The sequence below is a fragment of the Prochlorococcus sp. MIT2309 genome (assembly GCF_059772305.1).
Genome location: NZ_CM186282.1, coordinates 700,854 through 712,992, shown reverse-complemented (window position 1 = coordinate 712,992; position 12,139 = coordinate 700,854). Strand labels below are relative to the sequence as shown.

General features: G+C 33.2%; 11 protein-coding genes. All 11 read right to left on the bottom strand.

Translation table 11 applies throughout. The features are described from left to right. Nucleotides 1–81 precede the first annotated feature (81 nt). Nucleotides 82–1,137 (bottom strand): alpha-ketoacid dehydrogenase subunit beta, encoded by a 1,056-nt coding sequence (locus AC6EJA_RS03990; RefSeq protein WP_498503319.1) that lies wholly within the window; start codon nucleotides 1,135–1,137, stop codon nucleotides 82–84. A 32-nt stretch (nucleotides 1,138–1,169) separates the two neighbouring features. Beyond that, complete coding sequence (locus tag AC6EJA_RS03985; RefSeq protein WP_498503316.1) at nucleotides 1,170–2,150, bottom strand: thiamine pyrophosphate-dependent dehydrogenase E1 component subunit alpha; 981 nt, start codon at nucleotides 2,148–2,150, stop codon at nucleotides 1,170–1,172. Between the two features lie 33 nt (nucleotides 2,151–2,183). Continuing rightward, complete coding sequence (locus AC6EJA_RS03980) at nucleotides 2,184–3,236, bottom strand: zinc-binding dehydrogenase (RefSeq protein ID WP_498503315.1); 1,053 nt, start codon at nucleotides 3,234–3,236, stop codon at nucleotides 2,184–2,186. Nucleotides 3,237–3,245: 9 nt separating this feature from the next. Then, complete coding sequence (locus AC6EJA_RS03975; RefSeq protein ID WP_498503314.1) at nucleotides 3,246–3,917, bottom strand: class I SAM-dependent methyltransferase; 672 nt, start codon at nucleotides 3,915–3,917, stop codon at nucleotides 3,246–3,248. 186 nt (nucleotides 3,918–4,103) lie between these two features. After that, a complete protein-coding gene (locus AC6EJA_RS03970) occupies nucleotides 4,104–5,606 on the bottom strand; it encodes a PfkB family carbohydrate kinase (RefSeq protein WP_498503313.1) in 1,503 nt (500 codons plus the stop codon). 96 nt (nucleotides 5,607–5,702) lie between these two features. After that, nucleotides 5,703–6,338, bottom strand: coding sequence for an SIS domain-containing protein (locus tag AC6EJA_RS03965; protein WP_498503312.1), 636 nt, complete (start codon nucleotides 6,336–6,338; stop codon nucleotides 5,703–5,705). A 2-nt stretch (nucleotides 6,339–6,340) separates the two neighbouring features. Then, nucleotides 6,341–7,045, bottom strand: coding sequence for a nucleotidyltransferase family protein (locus tag AC6EJA_RS03960; protein WP_498503311.1), 705 nt, complete (start codon nucleotides 7,043–7,045; stop codon nucleotides 6,341–6,343). Between the two features lie 7 nt (nucleotides 7,046–7,052). Beyond that, entirely contained in the window at nucleotides 7,053–8,237 is a 1,185-nt protein-coding gene (locus tag AC6EJA_RS03955; protein WP_498503309.1) for an NAD(P)/FAD-dependent oxidoreductase, read from the bottom strand. Nucleotides 8,238–8,313: 76 nt separating this feature from the next. Next, nucleotides 8,314–9,000, bottom strand: coding sequence for a D-glycero-alpha-D-manno-heptose-1,7-bisphosphate 7-phosphatase (locus AC6EJA_RS03950; protein WP_498503308.1), 687 nt, complete (start codon nucleotides 8,998–9,000; stop codon nucleotides 8,314–8,316). 10 nt (nucleotides 9,001–9,010) lie between these two features. Then, nucleotides 9,011–10,774: an ABC transporter ATP-binding protein gene (locus AC6EJA_RS03945; RefSeq protein ID WP_498503307.1), complete on the bottom strand. Its 1,764-nt coding sequence runs from the start codon at nucleotides 10,772–10,774 to the stop codon at nucleotides 9,011–9,013. An 18-nt stretch (nucleotides 10,775–10,792) separates the two neighbouring features. After that, nucleotides 10,793–12,133 carry a nucleotide sugar dehydrogenase gene (locus tag AC6EJA_RS03940; RefSeq protein ID WP_498503305.1) on the bottom strand — a complete coding sequence of 447 codons (1,341 nt, stop codon included), beginning with the start codon at nucleotides 12,131–12,133 and terminating at the stop codon, nucleotides 10,793–10,795. Between the last annotated feature and the right edge of the window lie 6 nt (nucleotides 12,134–12,139).

Below are 12,139 nucleotides of genomic sequence, written 5' to 3'. Positions count from 1 at the left end.
TACTTCTGTATCTATAATCAGAATTATTCTAAATAAGTAACAATTAAAAGTTAATTAATAAAAGCTATATAAACTTAACTTTTAAAATGGTCCCTTAAACCAATCACCAGGAATGTCGTGTGGATTAGGTTCTGGAATTTCCCCATATGGATTTATCCCATCAATTTTAAGTATTTTTAAAACTTTATCTGCAATATCGGCGGCCCTTATATAAAAACCTTTAGTTAGACCAAAACTTGTAGGCTCGGGGATATCAGGCATGGCAAGTCTTGCAGGTGCATCCTTTAAATGAGTAAAACAACTTGCACAAACACAAGTAATTATCTCTGAGGATATAGAGCATGTTGTATAACCAGTATCTAAAACTAATATTCTTTGGGTTTTTTTTACAGATTCATAAATTAATTCTAAATCCATTGGTTTTAACGATCTTAAATCAATCAATTCAACTTTTATATTTTTACTTCGTAGATATTTTTCTGCGATTATTGCCTCAACGGTCATGTATGACATTGAGACAATTGTAATGTTACTTCCTTCAGTTAATTTCTTACCCAGACCGATAGGAATTCTGTAATCATTGTCAGGAACTTTACTGACTGTGTTGTGTAACCAACGGTGCTCTAAGAAAACAACGGGATTATTATCAAATATCGAACTGATTAATAAACCTTTTGCGTCATAGGCATTACTAGGCATAACCACCTTTAGCCCAGGAATGTGAGCAAACCATGCTTGCAAGTTTTGTGAATGAGTGGGCCCTTGGCCCCACCCTCGACCAATGATCAGTCGAATTGTTATTGGAATTTTTACCTTTCCTCCAAACATATAATGCATTTTGGCTGCACTATTAACTAACTGATCAAGAGCAAGAAGAAAAAAATCTAGTCGCTGATGCGTCATGACAGTTTTAATTCCCCCCATTGCTGCGCCAATAGCAACCCCTGTCATTGCATTCTCTGAAGTAGGCATGTCAAAAACTCTTGCACCCCCATATTTTTTTTCTAGTCCAATGGTTGTACCAAAAATACCTTTTGGGTCTGTTGCTCCCAAACCGTAGGAAATAATTGATTTATCAATGCTCATAGATACATCTAATGCATTATTTATTGCTTGAGCAAAAGTAATCTCTTTCATGATTTACTTAGTTAATTAGTGATGAGCTCAAGTTATGCATAAACTCCTTCATAGGCCTCTTCTCTGGAGGGGAATGGAGAAGCCTTTGCAAAATCAAAAGCGGAATTTACTTCATGTTTAATTTCCAATTCAATTTTCTCCATAATTTGATCAATGTTGGGAAATTTTTTATGTGCATGATTCTTTAATAATTGAATAGGATCTTTTAACTTCCAATCTTTATATTCATCCTCTGACCTATATCCAATATGATTGTCATATTGATACCCACAATGCTCTAGCCATCGGTAAGTTTTGAATTCAATAAACCATGGACCTGATCCTAATCTTAATTTTGAAATTACTGATTTGAAAGTTTGGTGACATTTTAGGACATCATTTCCATCGCATGAGGTGGTTTTAGCACCTATTGCAGAAGCCACTGACTCAATAGATCGATTCGGGGGCTGTCTTACATCTAATGGACTGTAAACGGAGTAAAGATTGTTTTCGCAAATAAAAAGTGTTGGGAGATTTCTTACAACAGCAAAATTCAGAGACTCATAAAAAACCCCTTCCTCAATTGCCCCATCACCAAGAAAAATGCAGGATATGTCTTGAGTTTGTTTTAATTCGATTGATAAAGCCAATCCAACGCCCAAAGGAATACTATTACCAACTATTGCTGAGGTACCCATAAACCCTTTATCTATATCAATTAAATGCATTGAGCCTCCTTTTCCACGTGAGCAGCCGTTTTTTTTGCCATATAGTTCACAGACCATTGATTTCAAATCTCCTCCTTTGGCGAGGTAATGTGCATGTCCTCTATGAGTGCTAACTGCTAAATCAGCATTAGTAATGCAACTTGATAAGGCTGAGGGGACAGCCTCCTGACCTATTGAGAGGTGAGTTGGGCATCTAATTTCATTCTCGGGGTATACTTCAGCTATTTTTTGTTCGACAGTTCTTATTTTTCTCATTGTCGAAAATAATTCGATAATGAGATTTTGGTCAGAATTTTTCTTGATCATATTATTTCTCATATGAGGTTATTAATGCATGAATCACATGTCAACAATAATACGACCTGAGCTTTTACCATTGCGCATAGATTCTATTGCATCATTTATATTGTCAAGTGAGTATCTTTCAGTGATTATTTTAGAAACGGAGGCAATCTTTTGATTGAACACGTTATTGTATCTGGGGATATCTATATCAGGTTGACTTTCACCACCATGAGATCCTGTTATTGTCTTACCGAAATGTAATGGGAGAGTATGAATATTGATATTTGAATTATGCTTTGGGACTCCAACTAAAACAATTCTCCCATTTTTATCTAGAAGTTCATAGCCCATTTCGATAACTTTTGGTGATCCTGTATTATCAATAAAAACATCCAGATTTTGATTCATAAGTATTTGCTTAATTTTATCTTTTGCATTGGATTTATTGCTATTAATTATATGTGTAGCACCAATACTTTTGGCAAGTTTTAAACGATTATCATGCAAGTCAACAGCTATTATAGGCCATGCAGATAATAATGATGAAGCTTGAATTATATTTAAACCGATTCCTCCAGCACCAAAAACAACAACAGATTCACCCATTTTTATTTTTGCATTATTTTCAACTACCCCAAATCCAGTAGTTATTGCGCATCCAAAAAGTGCTGCTAAATCGTGGTTCGTAGTTTTTGGAATTTTTGTACAACGGTTTTCACTAATAATTGCATGTGTATTAAATGTAGTTACCCATCCAGCATTTAAAGGAGATTCCCGCCATTCATATTTTGGTGTATCAGCTTGAATACCTTCTCCTTTTCTCCAATGCAAAACAACTAAATCACCAACATTGACACTCCTAACGCCTGGCCCAGTTTCAAGAACAGTTGCGCATCCTTCATGGCCCATTAAATGAGGCAGATATTTGTCTATGCCTTTAGTACCAGCTATTTCACCTAATTGAGACCCACATATTCCGCTCACGTGAACTTTAACTAATACTTGTCCTGTAAAAAGTTCCTCAGGTAATTTTATTGAATCAATTATCAAGGGTTGATTTTGTTCAACCATGATTGCAGCTTTTACTTTTTGAGGTCTTTTGCTCATTTTTATAAGCTATTCAAAATAGATAAATGAATAGTCTCCAGAATATCCTGTCTTGTTAAACCACCAAAACCATTCTTCAGGAGTATTGAAAGCTTCGCAAGTTACTTGCCAATATAAAAGATTTGCTTTTTCTGATTCATTCCGATAACTTTCAACACATAGATATTTATGTTTTGATCCTACACGTTCCATTTCTTTTAATGCCTTTTCTAAATCATTTGCGTGTAAGCAATGTAATGTATTAATAGAAATAACTAAATCAAAGTAATTATCCTCCCATGGTAATTTTGTAGAATTACCTTGAATCAATTTATTTTTAATTTCTGGCTTACAATTATCAATCGCATAATTAGATATGTCCAATCCATAAACATCGGCATCTGGAATAACTTTTAGAAAATCATAAAGAAGAAAACCCTTGCCGCATCCAATATCAAGTATTTTTGGTTTTTTAGGTAACTGATAGAATTCTGAAATTTTCCTGGCAACTTTTTCCCAGCGGCCTGCAATGTATTTATAGCCTCCATAGCAAATTCTTCTATCTCCATCCCAGTAGTCATAATCAAATTTTTTTGCAAGTGTTGCCGCTTTATCTTTTGGGAAATCAATATCATTGACTCTTGCCAAATAATTTCTTTTAGTACTTTTATGTAATGTGCTCATAAAATCAATCTCAGACATTCAAATTCTCCAAAGAAAAAATTTAAAATTTAATATAGTACATTAAGTTACACTAAATATGTTTTTTTGCATCTTAAATAAAGTCTTTCATTAATTACTTACCCTAAAGTGGGTTAACTTTTAGATTTTTATTCTTCATATGACACAGATTATGCTTAAAGATAACATAATTCCTCATATGCCAAATCAAGTTAGTATTTTTACAAGATTTTCCCTTAAAAATTCACTTTTGACAGGAGTGTTCCCCATTTGTTCAACAGTTAAGGCTGTCATGCAGCACCCTAAAGCTGCTGTTGTCATTATAGATTGATTGCTTGTTAGGCCAGTTGCCATAACTGCCAACAAAGAATCTCCAGCACCAGCCACATCTACAGGGTTTACTGATAATGCGGGGAATGATTGACTAATAATGTCTCCAGATTCAAGCCTGTCATAGGCAATGAAACCATCTGCTCCAAGTTTCATGATTAGACGGCTACAGTTTGTGTCCGCAAGTAATTTCTGACTTATTAGTTCAATCCCAGACTCTTTATCTTGAAGCGCAAGGCGGGCTTCTCTCTCATTTGGACATAGCAGAGAAAAATTTTTAAATTTTGTCACCAAACCTATTTGACTACTGCATTGAATATCGCCAAAAAGCATTAGTTTGTATTTTTTGGCAAGCTGATAAATTTTCTCAAGAATTCTCTCAGTAATCACTCCATAAACAAAATCCGAAATAACTATACCCTTTGTATCTGGTGCTAATTTTTCCAGAGAAGAAATTACCTTACTTTCAATTTCATCACTAAGAGAGTGATCCTCAAGTCTGCTAACTCTAAAAAGTTTTTGATTCTCAACGATATAGCGCTTTTTAAATGTGGTTGGTCTTGAAGAATCCGTGATTAGATGAGTGCCTATTTTTTCTATGGAAAGTTTTTCTCTTACTAGCTGAGAGGTTTCATCATTGCCGACTACTGAAATAAAATCACACCTAGCCCCTAATGCTTTTATGTGCGAAGCGACAATTGCTGCGCCACCAATAAAATTGCGAGTTTTCAGTTCTTTAACAACAACAACTGGAGCTTCAGCACTCATCCCTATTGCTTCACAGGCTGAATATTGATCTACAATTGCATCACCAATAACTATAAGACTGGTTTCTTCCCAAGCTTTCATAGATTTAAGCAATATCGAAAGATTTAACTCTTGCTTGCTACAAGAAGCTTGAAAACTTCGTTTTTTCTTGTCAGCTAAATCCTGTTGAGTGCCAATAAGTAGGTCGGTACTTGCATATTTAATTTCTCCAGCATGAAAAAGTGTTCTACGTCCATCCTCTTTCAGCAGTTTAATTGCCAACATCACATCTGGATCAGAACTATTTTCAAATTCTTTACCTAACACTAAAAGTTTTGGATGTAATTTATTAATTACATCAGATAATGTTTGGTTGTTTTCAAGAAGTACAATTACATCAGCTAGCCCCAACATTGCAAGGCTTTCCGCCCTTTCTATTTGATTAAATTGAAATTTTCGCTTTTCTCCAATTGGAGCATCTCCAACAATAGCCACTATCAATCTTTGCCCTTGATCTTTTGCATGCATTAAATATCTAATATGTCCAGGATGTATAGAAGTGAAATGACCAAATGTTAGAACAGATTCTTTTGATTTTTTTAAAGCTGAAAAATTTATTATTTTTGATTTCATAATAATTATTGGTAAGAATGTATGTAATCAATTAGTTATTTTGCTTAAACTCATATCTCATAACTTCTTGTGGGATTTACTAGGAATTTCTATTTATCACAATAGAGGGTTAAGATCTTTAGGCTTGTTATTTGTTAACCATTGCATACAAATATGACCTATCATTAGTTGAGTGTCTTCGGCGATTTGCATATCATGAACTGGGAAATATATTGGCTCATCAGCTAGATCTAAAGCAGCACCACCTGTGAAAGCTATAACTGCGTAAGTTTTAATTTCCATTCTTTTAGCTGTTTTAATTGCATTTAAAATATTTGGAGATTTTCCACTTCCTGATAGTGCAATCAAAATATCTCGTGGGGAGCCTTTAACTTGAAGCTGATGAGAGTAAATATTTTCATAACCAATGTCATTGCCCAAGCAAGTTATAACTCCTTGATTAGCAGACAAAGCATCAACTCTTAAACCTGGAATAGACGGTTCAGGGCCACATGCTCCTATTCCATAATGAAAATCGTTGGCCATATGAATTGCATTTGCACCTGAGCCACCATTGCCACAAATAAATACCGTTCGCTTTTCTTTCCAGCATTCGAGCAGGTCGTTAGCTAGTGAGTTAATTTTTACGTAGATTTGATCAGTGAAACAATTGCCTAATCTCTGAACATAATATTCAGCATGCAATCTGAATGATTCTTCTCTGGGACTCAAGTTGATGTCTTTATAGATCATGTTCAAATTAACCTGGCTTCTTGAAGGGATTCAGGTGTGCCTATGTCTATGTAAGGCTTTGTAGTATGCCATGTTGCAATGCTGCCAACCAAGTGAGGTATTACATCGTTACTAAAGTCATGAGAATTTGGATGATATGTAGTTAGCCATTCCAGAAAGTTAGGATCAAAAAGGTAAACAGCTCCATTTGCTCTATTACCTGGTGGGTTTGAAACCTTCTCATGAAAATTAATAACAACACCATTAATATCGATTTCAACTATTCCACATTTCTGTGGATTTTTAGAATCAAAAGTCAGCATAGTTAGTAGACATTTTTTTGGACGATTAAAATGGAATTTTATAAACTCTTTTAAATCACTTTGAGTATAGTTGTCTGCATGTATCATCATACCTGTATAACCATTAAAGAAATTATTGTTATTAATTAATGTACCTGCTGTTCCACGCAAATCTTTTTCATAAGTTATCTTTATTTCCATCTTAGATTTAGGTCTTTTCTTTAAAAAATCATCTACCTTCTCTGATAAATAATGAGTATTTATTAATGTTGAGTATATACCTAAACCCTCCAGTTTAAGTAACCAATTTTCTAATAAAGTTTGATCTTTTATTTTTACAAGACATTTTGGAGTATTAAGAGTGATAGGTCTTAATCTTGTTCCTAGCCCTGCGGCTAACAATAAAGCCCTGATAGGTTTTTCCATATAAAGTTTATTTTGATTCAAATTTAGAATTTATTATTAAGTCTGCTAATTCGAAGCTGGCTGTAAAAGCTGGCGATATTGCATTTAAAATATGAGTACTTGAATCCCCCTCAACACAAAGAAAATCATCGACCAACTCCCTTTTCTTTAAATTAAAAAGCTGTGACCTTATTCCTAATTTTTTACTTAATTCCATATCACTAAATTTAATTGATGGGATAAGTTCTTGCGCTCCTTTTAAAAATAAAGGAGGTAGGTTGAGAAAAGCTTGTTCATGAACATATCTTCTAAAGCCTTTTTTATTGTCTATATATTGCCGAGCTAAAATTGACAAACTATTAAATGTCATTTTTGCTTCAAACTTTTCAAATCCATTATAGTTTTCTCGCCCAAATGCCGGTGTAGCTGTTGGTCCAATGCTGACAGGAGATGACTCTGAAGGTCCAGGTGTAAAATGAACTCCAAGAAAAGGAACATTTAGATCTGGTACTGGATATAGATTAGTTTTTATTTTGATGGGACAATTTTTCTTCAATTGCCAATATATGCCTTTAAAAGGAAGTATTATATAATCAGCTCCTACGTCAAATTTGCGTGCAATTCTATCAGCTTGTAATCCTGCGCAATTAAATAAGTGATTAAAATAAAATTTTTTACCATTAGATAATTCTAGAATGTTCTTGTTATTTTTATTAAATTTAATATCCATTATGCCTTTAATTATCTCAATACCTCTATCTTTTAATTCCTTTTGTAAATGTGATATTACTTGAATAGGTTTAACTACAGCAGTATTGGGACTCCAAATAGCTCTACCTGTTGTTGTTCTGGCTTTGGGAATTAATTCTTTTAATTGCTTCTCATTTAAAATTTCAACTACGGAGCCATTTTTTACGCCTCTATCCACAAGAAGATCAAGTTGACTGTCTAAATATTCTTTTTGTGGAACTATTACTTTTCCACATTCATTTATTGAAAGATTTCTTTCTTTAACCCATTCTCTTAAACGTTTTGCACCACTTACACAAACTTTTGCTTTTAAAGAATTTGGTTTGTAATACAAACCTGAATGAATCACTCCACTATTCCTACCAGAGCTGTGAAGTCCAAGTTCCATTTCCTTATCAAGAATCAAGATTTTTTTTGATATATTTCTCTCAAGTAATTGATTTGCAAGGGATAGGCCGACCATCCCTCCTCCAATTATTATGAAATCATAGCTCGGTGTTATCAAAATAAGATTCTAGTTATTTATTTTATAATAATATTTAATTTTGATTTAAAAATCTTTCTTTTGGAAACTCACTTAAATCTTTAAGTAATATTATTTCAGAACGTTTTTTCTCTATCTGATAAGTATGTGAAGATTCATTTTCAGCTTTTTTAGTATTATCAGATATTTGTTTTCTTTCTTTTTTTCCATGCCCTGTTAATACGTGGAAAACTGTTTTTACCCCAGCGCGAACTCCTGCAATAATATCACTTTCTCTATCTCCTATAAGTATAGATTTTGATAGATCAACATTGTATTCCTGAGAGGCATAAGTAATCATGTTTTTATTTGGTTTTCTCCAATCTTGTTTCTCTGACTCAGGTGAATATCCGTTTGCATAAATAGCTGAAATTAAATTATCATTATTTATTAAAGATAGCATTTTCTTATTAACTGCTTCATAATCTTTCCAATTAAATAATTTTCTGGAAATCCCAGATTGATTTGTAATTATAAATATAAGCCAATGGTTTAAATATGCTTCTTTCAAGAGTTGAATGCAAGATTTTGTTAATACTACTTTTTCAGGTTCAAATAAATAATGACGATCTTCTATAATTACGCCATCTCTATCAAGAAAAAGTGCTCTCCGCTTTTTAGAGTTATTATTACGGGGGGGTATAAGAGTTGTTATGTGCTTCATTTTTTCTTTAATTTCTATTAAATTTTCTGAAAAATCCATTTATCTAAAATTATTTAACCGTAAGTTTTCCATCTTTTAATTCAAATAATTTATTGCAACGATTTAGGCTTCTAATTCTATGAGCAATCATGATAATTGTTAAATTCTTGTTGAAAGAAGATAGTGCGCTCATAACAGCCTCCTCAGTATCATCGTCAAGTGCGCTTGTAGCTTCATCTAGTACTAAAACATCTACATCTTTGTAAAGTGCACGAGCAATTCCAATTCTTTGTCTTTGTCCTCCGCTTAACCTAATCCCTCTCTCCCCTACTCTGGTTGAATATTTTTCAGGAGATGAATCAATAAAAGAATGGATTTGAGCTAATTCTGCTGCATGTATAACTCTTTTAATATCAATGAATTCAGGACTAACTCCAAAAGCAATATTTTCAAGTATTGTTGTATCTGCAAGAAATATTGTTTGAGGTACATGAATAATAGAAGATCTCCATGAATTCAAAATCTGGGGTTTTTCAGAATTATTTATATCAAGATCATCAACTAATATTTTACCGTAAGTGGGTTTGATCAAGCCCATTAACAAATCAAGAGTTGTACTTTTACCACCGCCTGTTTTTCCTGTAAGTCCTATGCAATCGCCTTTTTCTATTATCAAATTAAGATTGTTAATTACGTAAGGCAAACTTTTACCATACTTGAATCCAACATTACAAAAATTTATACTTTGCCTTAAACCTAATGGCGTGCGACTAAGGTTTTCTTGAGGTAATTTTCTCTCTAATAATTGCACTAAGTTTCTTAGACTTTCTTTTGCATTTCTGGACATTGTCCAGGCTTCATATATTTTTTGTACCATCGGCATTAGTCTGATTGAAGCTAATGCCAATGCGCCTAACATTGGTATGGCGGATTCAATCCCACCAGTTTTTACTAGCACATATCCTAAAATTGCTATAAAAGATATACTTAGCGGTTCTAAGAGTAATCTGGGATAGCTACTGAGAAATACTGCTTTAGCCTCATAGACTCTCATATTCTTATCGGTTTTTGAAAAAATTTTTGTATAAATTTTCTGAGTATCTCCTAAAATGACATCTCTAATAGCTCCTAAACTCTCTTGAAGTGTTTGAATTAATTTAAGATGCAATTGAACTAGGCTTGAGCTGATTCTTTTTGAGGGCTTACGTATTAATGCTATGGCGATTCCATAAACTAAAAAAATAAGAAGGCCTGTTGTTAATGCAATAGACCAATTTAAAAATAACAAAGTTGAAACCAATCCTAAAGCTATTAGGCTTGATGAAAACATTTGCAATAAAGGATAAATAATCCAAGTAGAAACTCTATCGACATCACGGCTAATTGACGAGATAATCTCACTGCTATTTGAAGCTAAATGAACAGAATAAGGTTGATATAGTGTTCTTTTATAAGCTTCAGAACTTAGTTCGGAACCTATAGATGCAGCGAGTCTGCCATTTAACCAAATATTTAAAATCCTTATAAAACCTGAAATTATTGCCGCAAAGACAAATAATATGGTTAAAGGTAGAAGTAAATCACTTGATGAATTGATACCAATAAGTGGAGCATATTTAAATAAATTACTTTTTTGCCAAAAATTTTCAGGGTTAGTTAATACAGCTAAAAAAGGGAATACTGAACTTAAACTAATTATCTCTGATAAACTACTTATTACCATTAGTACAAATGTAAGCTTAAGTTGATTCTTTCTTTTGGAATTTAAATGAAAAACCCAAAGTCTAGCTAAAAGCTGAACTAGCGTAATTTCCTTTTTCGTATTGAGTGTCATTTCTTTAATAGTCATATTTTACAGTCTTAATGCATTTAGCTCTCTGGGTAAGATACCTTTGAGATCAAATAAAATGCCATTTTCATTAAGAAGATCTTCCCAATATTTTATTTCCTTAATAAGGAAATTATTATGTGCTACAGCAATTATCACGGCTGAGTAGGTCTTTCCATAAGGGACTTCACTTAAGAGCGTTAATTCATATTCATTTTTGGCTTCGCTAGCTTTAGCCAGAGGGTCGACGATTGTTACATCAATATCATAACTACTTAGCTTTTTTATTATGTCAACAACTTTTGTATTTCGTATATCGGGACAATTTTCCTTAAACGTTAATCCCATTATTAATACTTTCGCGCCGCCTATAATAATTCTTTTAAGTGCCATTTCTCTTATAAGTTGCTCTACAATCCAGTCGCCCATACTGTCATTTATTTTTCTTCCTGCCAATACGACCTCAGGTTTATAACCCAATTGCTCGGATTTAAATGTTAAATAATATGGATCTACACCGATACAGTGTCCACCAACTAAGCCAGGTTTAAAATTTAAAAAGTTCCATTTAGTACAAGCTGCCTCGAGAACTTCAAGAGTATCGATATTCATTTTTTTAAAGATAATTGCCAACTCATTTATTAGAGCAATATTTAAATCTCTCTGTGTATTTTCTATTACTTTTGAAGCTTCAGCTACTTTTATACTTGACGCCCTGTAAGTTCCTGCTTTTATTATTGATTGATATAGCCTGTCTATCCAATCGGCTGAATCTTTAGTTGAACCACTGGTTACTTTTACTATTGAACTCAAACGATGTTCACTATCTCCTGGATTTATTCTTTCGGGGCTAAAGCCACAGTAAAATTCTTTGTTGAATTCTAAACCGCTTTCTTGTTCTATTAATGGAGCACAAAGTTCTTCTGTAGCTCCAGGGTAAACTGTGCTTTCAAAAATTATTAATGGAGAAGTTTTAATTTGATAAGATCTATTTTTTATTGATTTACCTATTAATTTGCATGCGCTTTTAATTGATTTAAGATCGGGATTCTTTGCGGAATCTATTGGTGTTGGTACGGTGACTATAAATACATCTGATCTTGAAAGTATATCTTGATTTGAAGTGAACTGTAATTGAGAGGAATTCAATAATTCTTTTTTCGTGACCTCATTAGTACTATCTTGCCCTAATTCTAGATCTGAAAGTCTTTTTTGATTGATATCAAAACCAATTACTTTCCGCGAAATTTTAGAACCTGTTATTAAACATTTTTGAGTTTTTCCAAACTCTACTGATAATGGCAATCCAACATACCCAAGTCCAATTATCGCTATTGTGCAATTATTAACGTCAGGGAAGGTCATTGGATT